The sequence below is a fragment of the Alteromonas ponticola genome, from assembly GCF_012911815.1.
GTDB lineage: Bacteria > Pseudomonadota > Gammaproteobacteria > Enterobacterales > Alteromonadaceae > Alteromonas > Alteromonas ponticola.
The window spans coordinates 327624-349448 of sequence record NZ_JAATNW010000006.1 but is presented as its reverse complement, the minus strand read 5'-3'; the positions used below and the strand labels follow the sequence as shown (position 1 = coordinate 349448).

Here is a 21825-nt window from a genome sequence, read left to right as displayed (position 1 = left end):
ATAGCGATAAATCGCCCTAAGCTATTACTTTGAACCTTTAATTTGTTTTTTTCGGTGATACAACACTACAGCATTCTAGCAAATAAGATAGTAATAAGATGGGGACCTGCATTTTCACACTGTCACGCTCTAGTAAGACTAAACCACAATTACACTTTCAATCACCATCAAGCCACGCTATATTTCATGTCTGGCCAATAACTATACTAATAATGCGCTGCTTCGTTGTCCTGATTCTGCTTTTCATTTCTTCTTGTGTTTTCGCTACTGGTCATCAGGCATATGTGGATATGCGTTTGCAAACATTGGAAAAGATTTCTCACGCTGGAGAGTTGACCCATACCGAGTTAGACCCATTTGATTCCACTACGTTATTAGGACGGTATTTTCGCTTTTCCGTTCACTCCGTGGTTAACAATACGTTAAGTGCCCCCCTCTCTACTCACGATATCGCTCAATTAGAAAGTGATTTTCCAGAGTTGTACGCAGAACTTAAGGGGTTAACCACGTATTTATCCCACGCCGCTGAAACAGAAAAGATTGCCGCGCTTGAAACTTTGCTGACACACGCGGAATCGCAAGGTTGGCCACGTCTGGTACGCTGGTTTTCTGCGTTACTGGTTGAGTTGGAAATGGAAACGGGTAATTACGGTCACGCCCTCTTTCGCTTGTATGAAGAAATTGATTTTGCGCCCGAAGTTGAGCTCAACGACACCCACTTTGAATATCCGAAGTCTCTTATGCTCAGAGATATGGCGGCAACACTCTACTATCTGGGCGAATATGAGAAATCACTCGATTACTGTCAGCGCTTTGCAGCATCCCTGACTGACACTGGTGAGGGTGAACTACAGGGAACACTGTGTGAGATTAGGGCGCAGATTCGATTAGGCCAACATGACGTAGCATTAGCCTCGCTAGAGACCCTGCCTACAGATTCAATTTACGCTCCTTATGCTTTCACTGCCTCACTGCTACACGCAGAAGCCCTTCTTGAATCAGAGCGATTGAAAGAGGCGAAGAATTTGGGTGAAAAGGCACATGCCCTACTTAACGAGAAGCCCAACCCACAGTCAGACGATATTTTTGACGTTAGCCTATTACTTGCGCAGATACATTTAAAGCTGGGCCACAGAGAAGAAGCGGCGAAGTACGCAGTCGTCGCAGAGCAAAGCATGGGGTTGTTGGAAAACGGCAAACACCATGTTCGAGGTTTACTACGAACAAAGGGCGAGATTGCAGAGGCGCAAGGTGATTTTGACTCTGCATTGCAGATCTATGAAAGACTATATAATATTGAAAACTCAACTATTCCCTCTTTTCCTTGGAAAAAAATTGAAGAAATTTCTTCAAAGCTGGATTTTCGAGAAATCGAATATCTTCGAAGGAAGGCCGAATTAAATCAAGAAATAGCGAATTATTTAGTTACCGCACTAGTAATGCTGCTATTAATATCTTTGTTTTTTATGACTTATTATATGAGTCTAAAGATAAGAAAAAGCAAGAAGTTAAAATTAAAAAATAATTGTCACTTCACTCAACTACAAAAATTCGAATTCTTCAAGCTAAACATTAGTAGTAAATTAAAAAATAAAAAAACAAACGCCGTAGTGTTTTTAGACGACTCGTGTATCAGCCCTCACGCTATCAGTCTTAATGAGAAGATTTTAATTTCAGAGTATCTGAAAGAAAAGATCTCGAAACTGGATGTGATAGGTCGATATGACATTTACGCAATCGTGATTTTCTTTAATGATACAAATAAAGAGGAAGCTTTCAATAAAGTTAACATACTGCTAAAAGAATATGCGAAAGTACAAAAACGAGCAACAACCTCACTTAGCTTAGAAAGAAAAAACTTTGTAGCTTCTCAGTGTAAAGATGAGCTCTCTGTGAATGAGGCCTTTAGGTTATGTGAAGAAAAAATCGAAAAAATTCGATTCGATGATAAATTTGCTAGAAGAGCCATTAACTAAAGTTAGTTCTATATTTTTGATGAATAACGCACTCCACCTTTTAATAATTATATTTTTTTTCTTTTGCTTTTACGTAAATGCTGGAGTAGTAGACAACTACGAAGAAGAGCGTTCTAGAATTCTTAGGCTCAATTATTACGATGTTTATGATGAATTGACGAGAACAGATGTGTTCGATCTCAATACTGCACTTGGAAAGCACTTTTTTAACATCATTACGAGCGTTTCACACAAATCTGAGTCAACGGTTCCTTTCACCGATGAAGACTTTAAAATTCTACAAAAAAAGTTTCCCAAGTTCGCTCTTGAGTACGAAATACTCTCCGTAAGTACATCCAATATCAGTGCTGAAAAGAAAATTAATCAGCTACAAAGCTTAAGTGAGACTGCTGTGAATGAAGGTTGGAAACGGTTATATCTATACGCAATAGGCCAGATTGTGAGGTTTGAATTTGAAGACCGTAAAGCACCTTCTGCGCTAATAAGATTACTTTCTATTGTAGATGAGGCGCCATTATACGAAGCAGCAGAAATGGCATTTGATTACCCATTGCAAAGTGTTTATTTAGATTTGGCTTTTGCTTTTATTATTATAGGCGAGAGTAAAAAAGCTATTTCCTATTGTGAGATGGCTGGAGACTTCCTTCCAAAAACATCTCAATTTTATCATTTAGTACTAAGGTGCAAAGCTGATGCATTAGAGATGCAAAACAAGCAGAAAGAGGCATTTCAACTAATATCCCAAAGTATTGAAAGAGCCCGCGTTGACGGTGAAGAAATCTGGCTGAGTACAGGCCTCCAGTACGCAGCAAATCTCGCTATAGCACTTGACCAACTAAGTTTGGCTGAAAGTTACCTTATCGAGTCTATGAGAATTGAAAATGAAAATAATTACGATGGCGTAGATGGTAATTTTTATCATTATCTAAAATTAGCTCAAATCAATATAAGATTGAAGAAGTCCGATATGGCTAAGAATTTTATAGAGCGTTCAATCGCTGAATCTCGTGGCCGCCACAATAATTTGGCATGGAGCGATTCTTTTCTGTTGGTTTTTTCTGACATGGCAAAGCTTGAAGGTGAATATCAGTCGGCAGTAGATCATCTGAAACTAGCAATTGAAAACACAAAAAAAACTAATCACGCGATTCCGATTGACACACTAAAGGATTTAACTGAAAAATTTAACAGCCTACAAATTAAAAATCTTAATCATAAAAATTCTCACCAAAAAAACAGTATAAAAATAACGCTAATTCTCATGATAGGCATTCTTGCATTGCTAATATTGCTTATAATAAAAACGATAATCTTTAAAAAATCAAATAACAGTTTTGAAGAGCTAGAAATCTATGATCTAAATTCAATTTTGCCCTCTCTAGATTCCGCGCTAATGAATATAAGAAAAAGAATAAGAAAAAAACAATCCACATCGCCCATTCTTTTGCTTCAATTTGATACATACAATATCGAAGAGTTTTCAGAGAATTTCATGAAAATAGCAAAAGAATTGCGATATCAGATAAGCAATGAAGATGTGATAGGCCAGTTTTCTAGTAATTCGATATTGATATTTTTCGAGGAAATGTCTTTTCCAGATGCAGAAATAAAGATCAAAAGACTTTTGAGTACGCTTACACCTCTTAGACAGGACCGCGGTATGAAGTATCGATATACACTGGGTTCTTTGAGGAATAATGAATCGATAAGGAAACGGTTATCATTTTGCTACGATAAAATATCAGCAATGAGTTTTGAGTTACATAATTAAAAAATGACGATGTAACTAAGTTGTGCAAAGACACTCTTAGTGAGAAATGTGAAGGAAAACTCAATTTTGCGGCATTTGCACTTTCAATCCCCCTAGGGCCACGCTATATTTCATGTCTGGCCCATAACTATACTAATAATGCGCTGCTTCGTTGTCCTGATTTTGCTTTTCTTTTCTTTTTCTGTTTTTGCTGCCGATCTACAGACGCATGTGGAAAAGCGTCAACAAATTCTGGAAGCTGCTGGTAAATCCGGGGAAATAACCCTAGCTGAATTAGACCCATTTGATTCCACTACGTCATTGGGACGGTATTTTCGCTTTTCCGTTCACTCCGTGGTTAACAATGCATTAAGTGCCCCCCTTTCTACTCACGATATCGCTCAATTAGAAATTGATTTTCCAGAGTTGTACACAGAACATAAGGGGTTAACCACGTATTTATCCCACGCCGCTGAAACAGATAAGATTGCCGCGCTTGAAACCATGCTCACACGTGCGGAATCGCAAGGTTGGCCACGTCTGGTACGCTGGTTTTCTGCGTTACTGGTTGAGTTGGAAATGAAAACGGGGAATTACGGTCACGCCCTCTTTCGCTTGTACGAAGAAATTGATTTTGCGCCTGACATAGGGCTCAACGACACCTACTTTGAATATCCAAAGTCTCTTATGCTCAGAGATATGGCGGCAACACTCTACTATCTCGGCGAATATGAGAAATCACTCGATTACTGCCAGCGCTTTGCAGCATCCCTGACTGACACTGGTGAGGGTGAACTACAGGGAGCACTGTGTGAGATTAGGGCGCAGATTCGATTAGGCCAACATGACGTAGCATTTGCCTCGCTAGAGACCCTGCCTACAGATTCAGTTTACGCTCCTTATGCTTTCACTGCCTCACTGCTACACGCAGAAGCTCTTCTTGAATCAGAGCGATTGAAAGAGGCGAAGAATTTGGGTGAAAAGGCGCATGCCCTACTTAACGAGAAGCCCAACCCACAGTCAGACGATATTTTTGACGTTAGCCTATTACTTGCGCAGATACATTTAAAGGTGGGCCACATAGAAGAAGCGGAAAAATACGCAGGCGTCGCAGAGCAAAACATAGGGTTGTTGGAAAATAGTAAACACCATATGCAAAGATTACTACGAATTCAGGGAGAGATTGCAGAGGCGAATGGAAATTTTGAATCTGCATTTCAGCTTTATGAAAGACTATATGATGTTAAATATGAAACTATCCCTTCTTTACCTTGGAAAAAAATTGAGAGTATATCGTCAGAATTAGACAATCAGGAAATCGAGTATTTGCGAATAAAAGCAAAGCAGGAAGAGTCTCGCCTAACTATTCTCAAAATAATTCTGATGACGGCTGTTATAACCACCCTTTTCAGCATTTTGCTTTATTACAATGCTGCAAAAAATAGGGTCATAGCAGACAAGTATTTAAAAATCGACCATTTGACCGGTGTATATAATCATGGGTATATATCAAAATTAGTTGCACAGAGAGCGCAAAGCGAGAAGACAGGCACGATAGCACTACTAAATATTTCCAATTTTATAATCGATGAAAATATTACCAACCCCTTAGCTGAATGGTCAAAGCTTATACAGCCTATGCTTGGCAAAGGCGATATAGTAGGGCGTTATGAAGGAAATACTTTTTTATTTTGGTTTGGAAAAAAATCGCAAATAGATGCTCAGGAACGTTTAGATAAAATAATGGCCCTGGCGATTAAAGGTCTTATCGGTGAAACAAAAACAGCAGTTGTGGTAGCTAAATATTGTGACCAAATGAACCTTAATCAACTGATTATAAAATGCGCTGAAAACATGGAAGAACAATTGCAGCAAAGCGAAGGGAATCAATTTTCGTGACGGCTTATCCGCATTTTTCACTGCTTAAATTTATTTTTTGTATAGTAGTCTTATACTTTTCATCTTTGCGTGTTGATGCATCAGAACAAATTAAGTATGAACAAGAACGTTCAAAAATTCTTAGATTAAAACATCATGAAATTTATGAAGCACTTCAAAATTCCACTGTCTTTGATAGCAGTACGCCGCTAGGCAGGTCTTTTATTTATTCAATTACAAGTCTTACTCATCGCGCACAAGATGCTACAGAATTAAGCGCAGCTGATCTAATTTCGCTTAAGCGTGAATATCCTGAAATCGAACTTGAATATAGAATTCACATAGTTAACGACAAGGAAACAGTGATTTCAAAACAGATTAAAAAACTTGAAATGTATGCGCATAAAGCGAAAAATGCGGGTTGGAAGAGGATTTATCATTACGCAATAGGCAGCATCGTTGATATAGAGCTTGGACAGGGAATGGTTCTTTCGGCATTAATTCGAATGCTTAAAATAGTTGATAGCGCCCCAATCTATGAGCATGTAGAACAAACTATGGACTACCCCCTGCAAAGTGTTTACAACGATCTTTCGATTGCATTTTACCAATTAGGTCAGAATGATCGAGCCATTACTTACTGTCAAATGTTTAAAGATTCACTGCCAAAAACCGACACCTATTTTCCTCAAGTGGACAATTGCCAGGTCTGGCCGCTCGCCGCATTAGGTCGATACAGTGAAGCCCTGCAACTTTTGTCTAAAAATATTCACCAAATTAAACAAGAGAACGATGCCCTCGGGTTGATAACAAATTACTTATACTCCGCAGAAATCGCACGAAGGATGGAACAGTACGATTTAGCAGAAGAATTGGTACATAATTCATTAAATTTGCTGCAGGAGCATAACTACGCAAATACAGGTGGTTATGCTTATGGATATTTAACACTTGCACGCATAAAAACCAAAACAAATGAAATAGCTCAAGCTAAAAAGTATCTTGAATTATCACATCAAGCAATCAAAGTACCTTCAATAAGCAACGTGATTAACAATGATTTTATGTTAGCGGAGGCACGCATTGCAGAATCTGAAGATGACTATGAAAAATCGGTAGTCATTTATAAAAAGTTAATAGATTTGATCGCTGACACTCAACAATCATTTCGCTGGGAAACCATAAGTGATCTGACATCTAAATTAAATGAAAAAAGAATAGCTAATCAAACTATTTACTCTGAATTCCTAAGCGATAAAAGCCGAATTACTTTTATTGCAGGTATAATATTGCTAGTGACCGGTATTATTATCTGGCTGATTTACCTCAATGTTTACCGTCGCAACCAAGACACCTATATTTCTCAGCAGGTAGATACAAATACCGGCGCCTACAATATGTCGGCTTTTTACCAGCGAGCGAAAGTCGTACCTGCAATATATAGCAACAGTTACGTTCTACTTATTGAATTAAAATTACATAACGATCTAAGTCTATTTGAAAATCTGTTCTCATCGTTTGCAAAACAAATTCGATACCAGCTTAAACCAACTGAAAGTATCGGTCGCTTCAGTGGTACTTTGCTCGCGTTAATACTAGAAGGTGATGACACTGACAAAGTGCATGACAGAATAACTAAAATACAAGGAACTTTAATAGCAAGCGACTTTGTCTTCAGAATGTCACCGATGCAAAGATTAAATAGAAAGAAGACTAAAAATGCAGTAGATGCATGCTGGCAATGCCTTAGAAATGAGTCTTTTGCAGATAAGTTGAAAGCATGAGACTGCAAAGCGTTAACGTGATTAGTTAGAAGTCATTTTTACCATTGACGACCAAGAAAATAAATTAGCAAGGGTAAAAGTTTACATGAGTACTTCTACACTTTTTTCACAGCTTAAATTTATTTTTTGCGCAGTGATTTTATGTTTTTCGACTATGAGCGTTAGTGCGTCTGAACAGCTGAAGTATGAACAAGAACGCTCAAGAATTCTTAGATTAAGCTATTATGAAAGTTTCGAAGCACTTCAAAACTCCTCCATCTTTGATAGCAGTACTCCGCTTGGCAGATATTTCATTAACTCAATAACAACGGTTTCTCATCGTGCAGAAGACGCTGTTGAATTAGATGAGACTGACTTAATTTCGCTTAAAAGTAATTATCCTGAAATCGAACTTGAATATAGAGTTCGTCAAATTATCTACAATGAAAATACAATTGCTGAAAAAGTTAGACAACTTGAATACTACGCAAGACAAGCGGAAAGTAATGGTTGGGAAAGGATTTACCTTTATGCAATGGGTATCATCGTCGATCTAGAATTAGGGAATGGTTTTGCGGTTTCGGCATTAATTAGATTGCTTGAAATAGTTGATAATGCCCCTCTCTATGAATATGCAGAAATATCCTTCGACTATCCGCTGCAAAGTGTTTACAACGATTTGGCATCTGCTTTTAATCAACTGAAACAACATGAAAGATCCATTACTTACTGTAAAATGTATGAAGATTCCCTACCCAAAAATTATCATGATATTCATACCGTTGCGCATTGTATGGTTTGGCCACTCAGCGCATTAGGTCGGTATAATGAAGCTCTGCAGCTTTTATTAAAAAGTGTTCAACTAGCTAAACAAGACAATGATATATGGGGCATAAGTAAAAGCTATCTATACTCCTCGGAAGTCGCATTAGAGATGAGACAATTTGATTTAGCGGAGGAGTTTGTACGCGAAGCCATTAAAGTTCAACAGGATAATCACTACGCAGGTATGGAAGGCTACGCTTACGATTACTTGCTTCTTGCACGCATAAAAATCAAAAAAAACGAAATTGCTGAGGCTAAAAAGTACTTAAGATTTTCGCGCGAGGAACAGAGTCTAGGCAAGCTAAGCAATTATTTAAATTATGACTTTATTTTATCTGAAGCCCGCATTGCAGAATCTGAAGGTGACCATGAAAAATCGGTCAGCCTTTATAAAAAAGCGATTAATTTGATCGCTGACACTCACCAGTCCATTCCCTGGGAAACCATAAGTGATCTGACATCTAAATTGAGTAAAAAACGAATAACTAATCAAATTAGTTCCTCTGAATTTCTTATCGGTGAAAGTCGGACGACTCTTATTGCAGGTATAATATTGCTGGTGACCAGTATTATTATCTGGCTGATTTACCTCAATGTTTACCGTCGCAACCAAGACACCTATATTTCTCAGCAGGTAGATACAACTACCGGCGCCTACAATATGTTGGCTTTTTACCAGCGAGCGAAAGGCGTACCTGCAATGTATAGCAACAGTTACGTTCTACTTATTGAATTAAAATTACGTAACGATCTAAGTCTATTTGAAAATCTACTCTCATCGTTTGCAAAACAAATTCGATACCAGCTTAAACCAACTGAAAGTATCGGTCGCTTCAGTGGTACTGTGCTCGCGTTAATACTAGAAGGTGATGACACTGACAAAGTGCATGACAGAATAACTAAAATACAAGGAACCTTAATAGCAAGCGACTTTGTCTTCAGAACGTCACCGGTACAGAGGTTGAATAAAAGTAAAGTGAAAAGAACGATAGATGCTTGCAGTGACAACCTTAAAACCAGACTTTTTTTAGGCGAAATAAAGGCATAAAAAAACAGGTGCAGCAGCACCTGTTTTTTTATGTTCAAGTGGACATTGAAGCTAAGTTAATTATTCAACACAACCCGACCACTTACCGTAGAAATATCCACGTTTGCAGAACCACCGTTATGGGAAAACTCCAGCCAGCGACGGGGGCCGTACTTGGCTTTCATCATGCGGTCTGAACTGATGTTGTTGTCAATACTGCCACCTGCGTGTGCTTCTACGTCAAATCGTGCAGAAACATTCTTCTGAAAAGTAAGCTCAACTCTGCCACCTACGGTTGAGGCATTTACATCGCCACTGTCGAGCAAATTCATTGAAGCCTCGATACGGCCATTTACCGTATTTAGCCTGGCTTGTTTGATATCAGCCAGTTTCAATTTCATATCGCCGTTGACGGTATCTACGGTTATGTCTGGACTTTTTGACGTTACCTCTATTTCACCATTTACTGATTCAAATCGGGCTTCTTGTTCCCCAATGTGGTCGCCGGTAACATCACCGTTAACCGATTCCAATCTTAACAGCGCATCGACGCCTTTCATGTCTATATCTCCATTAACCGATTCAACGTCCACTTTGCCGGTTAATTCATATAGGTCGACATTACCGTTCACTACCTCAACATTAGTTTTACCTGAAATTTCATACACTTTGACTGACGCATTAATCGAGGTGTAACTTATTTTGCTGCCAAAAGGTACATAGATTGTCAGATCATCGCCGTCGATATCGTTATTCCATTTCCATCCGTTGCGATGGCGCTTTACTTCCACTTCAATCGTAATCTCATTATTATTTCCGGTGAATTCAAAGTCTTCTGTGTGATCACCCAATTCACCCGTTACCCTGACTTCATTTTTGTTCCATCCTTTGATGACCGCTTTGCCATTCATATGCTCAATTTCTACAAATGGCTGGTCGCTGGCTTCCAGGGACTGGTCAACTTTTTGTCCAGCACTGACCCCCCAACTTAATAAAAACAGTCCTATACCCAGCGTCCACTTTAATTGCACGCTTGTGTTTGTTTGACAATTCTTAATGAAACTCATTTTATTCACCTTTACCTTAAATTTGCTGCCATTTGGGCGCGTGCACTCGCTCAACTAACATCATTTGTTGCTGATAGACGTTCTGAAGCATTTTAAGTAATGCTGTATTGTCAGGATCTTCTTCCAACGCGGCCTTAATTGCATTTGCCGCGCTGTCTAATTCTTGCAGCTGCTGTTTCCAATTCTGGGTCACCGCAGGCTGGCCTTCGAACTTCACCAGCAATGCGTCCATTTGTTGTTCATGTTGGTTGCTCAATGCCTGGACCAGTGTTTGCCCATTAAGAGTATCTTGAGAGTCGGGCGAGAAAGGTTTTAGCGTAAACCAACTCACCATCGCTACCAATGCGACACTGGCTGCCAGGGCAACGTGTTTGCCATGAAAACCGGATTCAGTTACTTCCTTACGATCGGCCTCAAGACTTAACTCAATGCCTTTCCACAAGTCTCGTTGCGGTTGTTTTTCTTGCGACAGCGAATCAAGCTGCTGCTGCAAGTCATGTTCAAATTTACTCATCACCATACCCCATCCACTCTTTCATCAGTTGCTTTGCACGATGAAATTGCGCCTTACTGGTGCCCACTGCCATATTTAGCATGTCGGCAATCTCTTCATGTCGATAACCTTCTATCGCATGCAGTACAAAAACCATTCGTGCCCGTTCAGGCAACTGTACAATGTATGATTCCAAATCCACCTCGGCACTGGACGATTCTGCCTGCTCGTACTCTGCAGCAGAATCTTCAATATTAAACATCCGCTGAAACCAGCCTCTTTGCTTGCGCATATATGACACAGTCACATTGGCGGTAACACTGTGTAACCAGGTGGTAAAACGACTCTGGCCATCAAAGTTAGTTAACTTTCGCCACAGCTGAATAAACACTTCCTGGGTGGCGTCTTCAGCCAATGCTCGATCCCCTGTCAGCCTGTAGCACAGCGCATATACACGTTTAACATGCAATTCGTACAACGTGTGGTATGCATGTTTATCTCCTTTTTGTGCAGCCTGGATCAGCGCTTTTTCTTTTGCCTGAGAGAAAGTTTCGCTGGCATCCACTACACTCGCCTGAGCATCAATCATTTCGCTAATTAATTATTGGATTGTTGAGTAGTTAGTCGTAGCCTACTTGATGATGGTTTAAATGGGAAAAAAGATTTTTTACTATGAACAAAAAAATCAAGAGTAATCAGGAAGCTAACATGAAGATACTTGGACTATACGCAGGTAAACCACAGCCTTTTGGTCCCCGTAAAGCGCCAAGCAGCATCATTAAGTCAGCGGTACCCATGTTAACTGTTCACAAGCATGGCACCTTAGAGGACGAACAAGGAAATAAAAAACTGCATGGCGGGCCTGAAAAGGTGTTACACCAATACGCTATGGAAAACTATGAGGTGTTGAAAGCGCATTACCCTGAGGGTCACTTTCCCCCCGGCAGTATAGGTGAAAATTTACTGGTCGAAGGTATGCACGATGGCAATGTGTGCATTGGTGATCGCTATCTGTTTGGTGAAGTAATTCTGCAGGTCAATGCTCCGCGTAGTCCGTGTAACAAGATTTCACATCGGTATGGCATCGCCAATCTCGATCGTTTTGTCAGTCAGCAGCAAATTACAGGCTGGTATTATCGGGTAGAACAGGAAGGGAAAATCCACCAACACTCTTCGGTTTCCCTGTTATCGCGAGTAGATAATGCCACTACCATCAAAGAGATGATTGCCTGTCTGTTCGTCACCAAAGATAAAGCAATGGCGTCTTCGCTGGCGGACCACGATGGATTGGATCCTGAGTGGCGCGAAAAATTGCTTCGCCTTGCGCATGCCTCGCGACAATCCCAATAGCTTACAGCTTTACCGTTTCGGCGATACGTTGAAATAATCTAGTTGAGCGAACCGAGCGCACTGTCGCTAGTTTTGATAACCATGGCAGTGTGCAACGACTGATCGCAGCGCGCTGATTATCGTATTAACTAGTCGTGCCTGAATGTAGCGCTGCAATCATTTGGTTGTGAAAGTAAAAGCTTAAATGTTTACTTAAGCCTGCATCTTAGAAAAGGTTTTTCTCGTTTAGATGGGTAAAAATAGAAGTCTGATTCGCGCACACCATATTGAATGTCGCAAATCGGTCGCGTTATAAATTATGGGCATTTTTTGTCGTATTCACCGGGGGAGTCATGCCCACTCAAATTCAACTGTTTGAAGTAATCGCGATCCAGCGTGATATCAGCAAAATTGGGATGGATGTAAGCTCTGTATTGAATCTTGTCGTTAAACGAGTCCTCAACCTACTTGATACCGACGGCGCTGCTATTGAACTAAAAGAAGGCAATCTGATGGTCTATCGCGCAGCTTCCGGGATTGCTGCGTCACATCTTGGTTTACATCTGGATGTTAATTCAAGCCTTTCCGGACATTGTGCCACCACAGGTAAGGCGCAATTTTGCGATGATACCAGCGACCACCCTTTAGTGGATAAAAAAGCGTCTTTAGCCCTCGGTATCGGCTCAATGCTGATGGTCCCCCTTACCCACGAGACTCAAACAGTGGGCGTATTGAAAGTGATGTCAAAGCAGGTGTCGGCTTTCAAACGAACTGATCTTGTGCTGCTGAACCTGTTGTCAGAGCAAATTGCTGCGACAGTTTATTTTTGCGAGCAACTATCAGCTGACAAGCTGTTGCGATTGGCAAGAAGAGATGAAATGACCGGTTTAGCCAACCGCTCTGTATTTATGGAGCAATTACGGGCGTTAATCAGTGTCAATCAGGATAGCCGGACACCGTTTAGCATTCTTATTATAGATATGGATAACTTGAAATATGTTAATGACACGTTCGGTCATCGAGCCGGTGATAAATTAATCATCGAATTCACAGCAAGATTAAAATTGGCGTTACCGGAGGTAGATACTATTGCGCGTTTGGGTGGTGATGAATTCGGGATTATTTTGAACAGCTTAGCGGGGCATAAGGAGCTAAACTTACTGCGCAAAAACCTACGTGAACACTTTTTAGATGACCTTGATTTTGAAGGAAATGTTTTGCCTTTAGATGCCAGTATAGGCGGGGCTACTTTTCCTGAAGATGGTGATAATATCGCGGAGTTGGTTGAAAAAGCAGATCAGCGTATGTATGCGCAAAAGCGATCAAAAAAAAGAGAAAGAGCCGTAGAGACAAGCGAGCATAGGTTTGCAAACCAAATAGGCACGAAGCCCAATCCAGTAAAACCGAATTAAAAAAACCGCTCAAAAGAGCGGTTTTTATCGAAATTGCTAAACTTATGCTTCAGCGATGATGATAACTTTAATCGTTGTCATGACATCAGAATGAAGCTGAATATCAATTTCATGTTCGCCAGTTTCACGCAATGTACCAGTAGGAAGCTTAACTTCAGACTTAGATACTTCAACGCCAGCAGCAGTAATTGCTTCAGCGATATCACGTGTACCAACAGAACCGAACAGTTTGCCTTCGTCACCGGCTGGTGCAGCGATGGTAACTTCGCCCAATTCATTTAATTTTTCAGCACGGCCTTCAGCACCCTTTAACTCGTCAGCAATTTTTGCTTCAAGTTCAGCGCGGCGAGCTTCAAATTTCTCAACGTTGTCTTTAGTTGCTGGAACTGCTTTACCCTGAGGGAAAAGGAAGTTACGAGCAAAACCAGATTTAACGTTTACCTGGTCACCCAGTCCGCCAAGGTTGGCGATTTTGTCTAGTAGAATGATTTCCATTTGCTAGTCCTCTTTCGCCAATTACTTGTGTGAATCAGTGTAAGGAAGAAGCGCTAGGAAACGAGCACGCTTGATTGCGCTCGAAAGCTGACGCTGATACTTTGCACTGGTGCCAGTGATACGGCTAGGTACGATTTTACCGCTTTCGGTGATGTAGTTTTTCAACGTAGCGATATCTTTATAATCAATTTCCGTCACACCTTCTGCAGAAAAACGGCAGAACTTACGACGTCTGAAAAAACGAGCCATGATAGTTCTCCTTACGCGTTGTCTTCAGTAGTTTCAGTTTGCTTCTCTGAACGCTCAGTGCGCTCTGTACGAGGAGCAGAATCTTCACGACGCTCACGACGCTCTTCTTTCATCATAGGAGAAGGCTCAGTGATCGCAGACTTGGTACGCATTACCATGTTACGCAGGATAATATCGTTAAAGCGGAATGCATTCTCAAGCTCAGCAACCGCTTCAGTAGTCGCTTCTGCATTGATAAGTACATAGTGTGCTTTATGAAGTTTTTCGATTGGGTAAGCCAGTTGACGGCGGCCCCAGTCTTCTAAACGATGAATTTGTCCATCGTCTTGCTTCAGGATAGTGGTATAACGCTCGATCATACCAGGTACTTGTTCACTCTGATCAGGGTGAACCATAAATACGATTTCGTAATGACGCATTGTTGCTCCTTACGGTTGTAGTCTCCACAGCACAGCCAAACTGCATAGAGACAAGGAACGAAGTTGTTGTAGCTGTAAGGGCGCGCATTATATAGATCAACCCTGCACAGCACAAGGATTAATCAACACCGATTCCTGTTTAGCTGAAACTTTTTATGTTGCTACCAGAATCCCCACGCCAGACAGCGCCACGAAAGACCATATCCACACCTTCTTGCTTACCCGTTCACCCAACACCAAGCCCACTAGCAGCGAGATGATCACGCTGGTAGCAAATAAGGTTTCGGCAATTGCAGCTTTGGTGTAAGTGAACGACACCATCTGCAGATACAGCGCTGCAAAGGTGCCCACCGCCGTGGCTAAAAAGAAATACCGCCAAAGCCTGGCTGAATTGGCCGTTTTTGGCAACCAGTTTTGGCGCAATAACAACATCAGGGCAACAATGACAACCATGCCCCCGGCCAGGCGAATTTGACTGGCGTTAAAAGCGTCCAGTTCGTAGCGAGTCAAAATGTCTCGCGAAATCACGGCTCCAACCGATTGGCACAACGCCGCCAGCGCCGCAAACACATAGCCACTGGGTGCAAACAAATGCATCTGTGTGCGCTTTTGCAGTTTGATAATCACATCCACTGACAAAATGATAATGGCAATACCCAGCCATTGTGCCCAACTTAACCACTCAGCAATCCATGCCATGGCCAATAAGGCAGTTAAGATCGGCCCCATGGTTTCAGCAATGAGTAATGCCTGACTGTCACCGATTTTATTCAGCGATTTAAAGAAAAAGGTATCGCCCAGACCTATCCCAATGATGCCGCTTAAAATCAGCCACCCATAAGCACTGACAGGCAGATTCACCGGCGGCATAAACCACTGGGTGATTATAAGCAGCAGTCCCATTGCCAACAGGCCTTTCCAGAAATTCAGCGCCAGCGGAGAGAATGAACTCCCTAACACCTGAAACATTCTAGCCGCCACAGCCCAGCACACTGCAGTTATCAAAGCGGCAGTTTCACCCATCATAAATACTTAGCACTTGGTTTTAAATTGTCAGGCAGAATAACAAAACCAAATCGTGTCACAAGCGTCTTTTTTCTGCTGCGATTACGCTATACACTCACGCCTTTCAATTTCTACTGCGAGAAGTAGTCATGCTTGCGCCTTTTTATTCTGTCTTAGCCAGCATCAGCAAAGCGTTATCCGCTTACTTTCCTGAAATGAGTTTAATGGTAATGGCTACCCTTTTAGTGATTTACGGCGACGTTATCAATGGCCATCTCAAGCGACTTTTTTCACCGTATCACTTTGTTATTCGGACCATTTTATTTGTGTTGGTGTGTGCGTTTGGTTATGGTGCACTAACCCTATATGGCGCGCCCTTGATATTGCATACCATCAAGTTCCTTCCGTGGGTTTGGCAGGGCATTGGTTTTGTTGCGGTATTTATTGCGCTCGGCATTTTGGCCGAGCGCAGAAGGTATATGTGACTAAATGCTTCACGATAAGGATTTATCGTCCATAACGAAGATTCCGTAGGCGATATACCAATCGATCTAGCTCCTCCAATGCTTCGTCGGTGAAAAATATATTATTTGTGAAATCTATCACTACTGAAGGATCTAATAACTCAAGTCCTATGGGGACATCGCGAAGGCGACTGTCACGTTGCTCTAGTACTTCTAATTTCAAGTTCGACGATACATCTAAGGCGTTAATCGGAGTTCCATTTGCTCTAAGATTAGTTAAAGCAGTATTAGCAGAGATATCGAGTGATGCTATATCGGTATTACTTATCGTCAACAACTCCAATTTTTCGTTATTAAGCAAATTTAATGAGTCGATGGATGTACTTTCCATAAAAAGTACTCGCAGCATTGGGTTGCGAGTAACATCTATCCCCACCAAGTTTGTTCGATCAACGTCTAAGTGTTCAAGCCTTTCGTTGGCGGAAACGTCAATAGATGCTATATCTGTGTAACCTAAAAGCAGTGCTTTTAACGAAGGGTTCGCTGAAACATCTATTTCGCTAATCTGTGTGTAACTTAAATAAAGAAATTCTAGAGATTGATGGGCCGAAACATCAAGATATGAAATATCAGTGCCATCTAAGTCCAAAGATTTAAGTAGCAAATTTGCAGATATATCGATCTCCGCCAATGGCGTATATCCGGCATGCAATACTTCCAGCTTAGTGTTGTTTTTAACGTTAAGCGAAGATATTTGCGTGTTGTTTATGAACAGTTCCTCTAAAACTGGAGCATTTATCAGATTTATGTCTACCAGTTCTGTGTCATGTACTACCAACTCTCTTAAGTTTGTATTTGATGCTAAATTGATGTGGGTCAATGGGGTGTGCCCTAAAATAACTTCTTCAATGGCCGGGTTGGCAGATAAGTCTAATGAAGCGAGGGATGACCCAAAAGCCCACAAAGATCTGAGTGAGGAGTTTCTGCCTAAATCTAACTGCGATATTCGAGTATTGTCTAATTTAAGTTCGGTCAAAGCTGGATTGAAAGACAAATCCAACTCAGTTATATCCGATTCGCTTACGTTCAACACCTCTAGTAAGCGATTAGTCCTAGTATCTATTGAAGTGATTTGAGTTCTGGATGCGGATAGTTCTTTTAATAATGTATTAGCAGTTAAATCAAGTGATTCAATAGGTGTTCCCGACACATCTAACGCCAATAGGGCTGGACAAGAAGACACACCAATAGTTGTTATTGCTGAACCGTTTAAAGAAATGTTTTGTAATTCAGAGTGAGAGCCGAATTTCACAGAAGATAACGATGTTGCCGATGCGTAAACCGATTCCAATTGGCTGTTATTCGAAAAATCTAACGATGTAACTTTGGTATTTGCTAGATTCAGTTCTTTGAGTTCTGGTGTATGTGATAAATCTAGCGATGTAAGATTGGTGTCATGAACTGTTATTTGCTGCAAGGACGGATTCGCAACACTAATTGATTGAATCTGAGAATTTTGGAGTTGAAGCAGACTTAACGATGTATTGTCAGATACATCAAGAAACCTGAGCGCACTCTTGCTTGCATCAAGAGAAATAAGGCCGGGATTTCCTGATAGATCAATATCTGTTAAAAGCGTTTCACTGATTTGAAGATGCTGTAAGTGAACATTATTTCTAACGTTCAACGACTCCAATGGATTTTGACTGATACCGAGGATTTCGAGCAACGGAACGTCACTTAAATCTAACGAGGTAAGCAAGTTTTCAAACAAATAGACCACTCGAAGATGTGTAAAACCATCAATGCCTGCAATGTCTTCAATATTTTTACCTTCGCAATAAATACCATAGACTCGATCAGCATATTTCTCGGAAAGAGTTTCGGTTAAACAAGCTCGCAAGTTTGCGTCGCTGAGACCTGCTATAACATCTGAAGTCAGAGGTGAATTTTTGCAATTAATCTCAATTGCAGGAGATTCAGATGTCGTGGTACCCTCGAAATTTTCAATAGTACACATCTGGTGTTCGGGGAACTTGACTAACTCCGCTTTATAATTCCATCCCTTTCTGGATTGTATTTCAAAGATTCCGTTGTATTTGAACTGAAAGTTGTCTTCAAGTGCATGAATAGTTACGACTCCGTCGAGCCCTTGAATATTTACTTTCAGCGGTATTGTTGCTATGGAATAAATGACCTTTATTGTACAGTCGGTTATTACTTGCTTAATTTCATAGCTTTTTTCATTAAGGATTCCATCACAGCCTGATATTGAATCTACTTCAAATCCAGAATCTGGCTTTAAGTCAAAGCTTACAGCTTCACCGTGATTCACTAAAGCAGACTCAGGTGAGATAGTCCCATAGTCAGATACTGACGTCGATACTCTGTAGGTCCTGACTTCCTCGGTTGGCGCTTCAGTTTGCTCGGAAGTTGCGGGTATTTCGGTAGATTCCGACCCACCACATCCGAAAAGCGATGTGTTCGCCACAAGCATCAATGGTAAAAGCAATTTTTGATTAGATCTGAGCATTTCCCTGCCTCAATATAATTTTGTTATTTCCCTATTAGGCGTAGCCATTTAGAGCGTTTATTGCAGACCTTAGATAAGATTAATGCTCTCGCAAAACTGCACTAGAGCCCGAATCGAAAAGATTTGCTGATGATTGGTTAACGAGAAAATTATAGTGCTGGAGACAAGACAACCCTCAATCTCTTCTCTTAAGTATAACTTCCCGTCATCCTTTGATTTCAGATGCCGTTCACCGGATGCCAATATCTCCAAGGCTCAACGACGAAATTATCAATAAGTGGCCAGGTGCGCAAGATTATTTATTCAACAAAATTGTGCGTATGACGAGGTCATTGGGAGGCAAGCAAATTTGCGTGCAAACTTGCTCGGAAATGAAAAGCGCTCGGTTGGAAGACCGAGCGCTATAAACCTAACTTAGCTTTTCTGCAAATACTGCCTAATCACATACTGTAAGATCCCGCCATGTTCGAAGTAGGTAAATTCGTTTGCGGTATCGATACGCACATCTACATCAAATGTCCGTATTTGACCGTCAGCAGATTCCACGGTTACCTTAACGTCTTTCTGACCGCGGTCGACTTTTTCGATGCTGAAACGTTCATCACCTTTAATGTTTAATGATGATGCGGTATCTCCCTGTTTAAACTGTAATGGCAAAATGCCCATGCCGATTAAGTTCGAGCGGTGGATGCGCTCATAACTTTCTGCCAGCACAGCTTTTACGCCGAGTAATGAAGGGCCTTTCGCAGCCCAGTCTCGGCTGGAGCCGGTACCGTATTCCTTACCGCCAATAACAACAGTCGCAACGCCATCATCTTTGTAGCGCATCGCAGCATGAAATATCGACATTTCATCACCACTGGGGTAGTGCGTAGTCGCACTGCCGGTAGTGCCTGGTGCCAGCTGATTTTTGAGCCTGACATTGGCAAAGGTGCCGCGCATCATAACTTCGTGGTTACCTCTACGCGAACCGTAAGAGTTGAAGTCTTTAGGCTTAATGCCGTTTTCCTGCAGGTACTCACCTGCCGGGCTGTCTGGTGCGATTGCACCGGCAGGAGAAATGTGGTCGGTGGTGATGGAATCGCCTACTTTTACCAGGCATCTCGCGTTGTTGATAGCATGCACAGGGTCAGGTTGCGGCCCCATATCAGCAAAAAACGGCGGATGTTTGATGTAGGTAGATTGTGGCCAGTCATACACCGCACTGCCTGACACTTTCAGCTCATTCCATACATCGTTGCCTTTAAAGACGTCGGCATACTTTTGTTTGAACAAGTCGGCAGACACGAATTCATCAATGTGCTGATGAATCTCTTCTTCGGTAGGCCAGATATCTTTTAAGTAGACAGGTGTGCCGTCTTTGGTTTTACCCAGCGGCTCACTTGAGATATCAATATTCATGTTGCCCGCAAGTGCGTAAGCTACCACTAATGGTGGCGAGGCAAGATAGTTGGCAGCTACATCTGGGTGTATGCGACCTTCAAAGTTTCGATTACCTGATAATACCGACGTTACCGTTAGCTTAGCTTTTCTGACGGCATCAGATATTTCATCTGGTAACGGGCCGGAGTTACCAATACAGGTTGTGCAGCCGTAGCCGACCAAATTAAAACCTAACTCACGCAGTGGCGCCATCAGCCCGGCATTTTCCAGATATTGAGTGACCACCTGCGAGCCTGGTGCAAGCGAGGTTTTTACCCAGGGTTTACGTGACAGACCGGCTTCGCGCGCTTTCTTCGCCAGTAAACCTGCGGCCATTAACACTGAGGGGTTTGACGTGTTGGTACAGCTGGTAATCGCCGCGATAACAATCGCGCCGTCTTCTAAGTTAAATTTATTGCCTTGAAATTCAACGAAAGAAGCGTGGTCTTCATCCAATTCGGGCGTCGCTCCGCCTTCTGCGACAAAGTCGGTTTTTTCGTCCACCACTTCAACATCAATTTGTTTGCGATACCAGTCCTTGAATGCCCCGGCAGCTTCATCAAGCCGAATCCTGTCTTGTGGCCGTTTAGGGCCGGCGATGGAAGGGACCACATCACTGAGCTCTAATTCGAGGGTTTCGTGATACACGGCATCTTTAGTATGGTCATCGTGCCATAAGCCAGCCTTTTTCGCGTAGTTTTCCACCAGCGAGAGTTGCTCTTGACTACGACCAGTTAAACGCATGTAATCCATGGTTACTTCGTCTACCGGGAAAATACCGCAGGTTGCACCGTATTCAGGTGCCATATTGGCAATGGTAGCGCGGTCAGCCACGGTCAGATGTTTAATGCCCGGGCCATAAAATTCAACGAATTTGCCCACGGCCCCGTGTTTACGAAGCTGCTCTGTAATAGTTAGTACCATATCTGTAGCAGTAACACCGGTAGCTAATCGCCCCGATAATTTGAAGCCAACTACTTTAGGCACCAGCATACTTACAGGCTGGCCAAGCATCGCAGCTTCTGCTTCGATGCCGCCGACACCCCAGCCAAGTATTCCCAGCCCATTAATCATTGTAGTATGTGAGTCAGTACCTACTAACGTGTCCGGATAGACCCAGTTTTGACCGTTTTCAGATTTACTGAATGCACAGCGGGCAAGGTATTCAAGATTAACCTGATGAACGATACCTCTACCGGGCGGTACCACCTTGAAGTTATCAAACGACGACTGTCCCCACTTAAGGAACTGATAACGCTCTTCGTTACGCTGAATTTCTACCGAAGTATTCTTCTCCAGTGAATCTTCAGAGCCAAAGTAATCCACCATTACTGAATGATCAATAACGAGTTCTACCGGGCTCAATGGGTTTATTGACTGTCCTTCGCCACCTAACTTTTGCATGGCATCACGCATGGCCGCAAGGTCAACGATAGCAGGAACGCCGGTAAAGTCCTGCAAAATAACCCGGGCAGGTACAAATGAAATTTCCTGTGAAATTTCGGTGCCGGTATCCCATTTGGCCACGGCTTCAATATGTGCTTTTTCAACAAAGTCATCCTGCTCGTGGCGGAGTAAATTTTCCAGCAGAATTTTGATACAAAAAGGTAGTCGGTCTATATCGTAGCGCTCAGCTACTTTGTCAAAACTGACCATCTGATAGTCGGTGTTATTGACCTGTAATGTGTCGATTTTTTGATAGCTCACAAGGACTCCTT

General features: G+C 41.8%; 17 protein-coding genes. 8 read left to right on the top strand and 9 right to left on the bottom strand.

What is annotated here, in order from left to right:
• Positions 1–296 precede the first annotated feature (296 nt).
• The 5 genes from HCJ96_RS12785 (at position 297) to HCJ96_RS12765 (ending at position 9240) form a co-directional block, all read left to right on the top strand.
• Positions 297–1976: a tetratricopeptide repeat protein gene (locus HCJ96_RS12785; protein ID WP_169211447.1), complete on the top strand. Its 1680-nt coding sequence runs from the start codon at positions 297–299 to the stop codon at positions 1974–1976.
• Positions 1915–3747, top strand: coding sequence for a hypothetical protein (locus tag HCJ96_RS12780; RefSeq protein WP_169211446.1), 1833 nt, complete (start codon positions 1915–1917; stop codon positions 3745–3747). Before HCJ96_RS12785 ends, HCJ96_RS12780 begins: the two co-directional genes overlap by 62 nt.
• A 210-nt stretch (positions 3748–3957) precedes the next feature.
• A complete protein-coding gene (locus HCJ96_RS12775; protein ID WP_169211445.1) occupies positions 3958–5625 on the top strand; it encodes a hypothetical protein in 1668 nt (555 codons plus the stop codon).
• Positions 5622–7388, top strand: coding sequence for a tetratricopeptide repeat protein (locus tag HCJ96_RS12770; protein ID WP_169211444.1), 1767 nt, complete (start codon positions 5622–5624; stop codon positions 7386–7388). The genes HCJ96_RS12775 and HCJ96_RS12770 overlap by 4 nt, the downstream gene beginning before the upstream one ends.
• Before the next feature lie 85 nt (positions 7389–7473).
• Positions 7474–9240 (top strand): tetratricopeptide repeat protein, encoded by a 1767-nt coding sequence (locus tag HCJ96_RS12765; protein ID WP_169211443.1) that lies wholly within the window; start codon positions 7474–7476, stop codon positions 9238–9240.
• A gap of 56 nt (positions 9241–9296) precedes the next feature.
• On the opposite strand, the gene HCJ96_RS12760 is transcribed toward HCJ96_RS12765, so the two are convergent.
• Genes HCJ96_RS12760 through HCJ96_RS12750 form a run of 3 tightly spaced genes read right to left on the bottom strand, consistent with a single transcriptional unit; the run spans position 9297 to position 11368 of the window.
• Entirely contained in the window at positions 9297–10286 is a 990-nt protein-coding gene (locus HCJ96_RS12760; protein WP_169211442.1) for a DUF4097 family beta strand repeat-containing protein, read from the bottom strand.
• Positions 10287–10302: 16 nt separating this feature from the next.
• Positions 10303–10800, bottom strand: coding sequence for a hypothetical protein (locus HCJ96_RS12755; protein WP_169211441.1), 498 nt, complete (start codon positions 10798–10800; stop codon positions 10303–10305).
• A complete protein-coding gene (locus HCJ96_RS12750; protein WP_211162813.1) occupies positions 10793–11368 on the bottom strand; it encodes an RNA polymerase sigma factor in 576 nt (191 codons plus the stop codon). The genes HCJ96_RS12755 and HCJ96_RS12750 overlap by 8 nt, the downstream gene beginning before the upstream one ends.
• Before the next feature lie 119 nt (positions 11369–11487).
• Here HCJ96_RS12750 and HCJ96_RS12745 point away from each other — a divergent pair, with 119 nt between their 5' ends.
• Both HCJ96_RS12745 and HCJ96_RS12740 read left to right on the top strand, forming a co-directional pair.
• A complete protein-coding gene (locus tag HCJ96_RS12745) occupies positions 11488–12129 on the top strand; it encodes an MOSC domain-containing protein (protein ID WP_169211440.1) in 642 nt (213 codons plus the stop codon).
• A 332-nt stretch (positions 12130–12461) separates the two neighbouring features.
• Positions 12462–13520 carry a sensor domain-containing diguanylate cyclase gene (locus tag HCJ96_RS12740; RefSeq protein ID WP_169211439.1) on the top strand — a complete coding sequence of 353 codons (1059 nt, stop codon included), beginning with the start codon at positions 12462–12464 and terminating at the stop codon, positions 13518–13520.
• A 42-nt stretch (positions 13521–13562) separates the two neighbouring features.
• Here HCJ96_RS12740 and rplI read toward each other — a convergent pair whose 3' ends face one another.
• The 4 genes from rplI to HCJ96_RS12720 all read right to left on the bottom strand — a co-directional run bounded on the left by rplI (position 13563) and on the right by HCJ96_RS12720 (position 15709).
• Positions 13563–14015, bottom strand: coding sequence for a 50S ribosomal protein L9 (gene rplI / locus HCJ96_RS12735; protein WP_169211438.1), 453 nt, complete (start codon positions 14013–14015; stop codon positions 13563–13565).
• A 21-nt stretch (positions 14016–14036) separates the two neighbouring features.
• Positions 14037–14264, bottom strand: coding sequence for a 30S ribosomal protein S18 (rpsR, locus tag HCJ96_RS12730; protein ID WP_073316739.1), 228 nt, complete (start codon positions 14262–14264; stop codon positions 14037–14039).
• A gap of 11 nt (positions 14265–14275) precedes the next feature.
• Positions 14276–14683: a 30S ribosomal protein S6 gene (rpsF, locus tag HCJ96_RS12725; protein ID WP_169211437.1), complete on the bottom strand. Its 408-nt coding sequence runs from the start codon at positions 14681–14683 to the stop codon at positions 14276–14278.
• 153 nt (positions 14684–14836) lie between these two features.
• Positions 14837–15709 carry a DMT family transporter gene (locus tag HCJ96_RS12720; RefSeq protein WP_343034717.1) on the bottom strand — a complete coding sequence of 291 codons (873 nt, stop codon included), beginning with the start codon at positions 15707–15709 and terminating at the stop codon, positions 14837–14839.
• Between the two features lie 128 nt (positions 15710–15837).
• Here HCJ96_RS12720 and HCJ96_RS12715 point away from each other — a divergent pair, with 128 nt between their 5' ends.
• Positions 15838–16173 (top strand): DUF3392 family protein, encoded by a 336-nt coding sequence (locus tag HCJ96_RS12715; RefSeq protein ID WP_169211436.1) that lies wholly within the window; start codon positions 15838–15840, stop codon positions 16171–16173.
• Positions 16174–16195: 22 nt separating this feature from the next.
• Here HCJ96_RS12715 and HCJ96_RS12710 read toward each other — a convergent pair whose 3' ends face one another.
• Together HCJ96_RS12710 and acnA are read right to left on the bottom strand one after the other, a co-directional pair.
• Complete coding sequence (locus HCJ96_RS12710) at positions 16196–18685, bottom strand: leucine-rich repeat domain-containing protein (RefSeq protein ID WP_169211435.1); 2490 nt, start codon at positions 18683–18685, stop codon at positions 16196–16198.
• Between the two features lie 414 nt (positions 18686–19099).
• Positions 19100–21814 carry an aconitate hydratase AcnA gene (acnA, locus tag HCJ96_RS12705; protein WP_169211434.1) on the bottom strand — a complete coding sequence of 905 codons (2715 nt, stop codon included), beginning with the start codon at positions 21812–21814 and terminating at the stop codon, positions 19100–19102.
• Between the last annotated feature and the right edge of the window lie 11 nt (positions 21815–21825).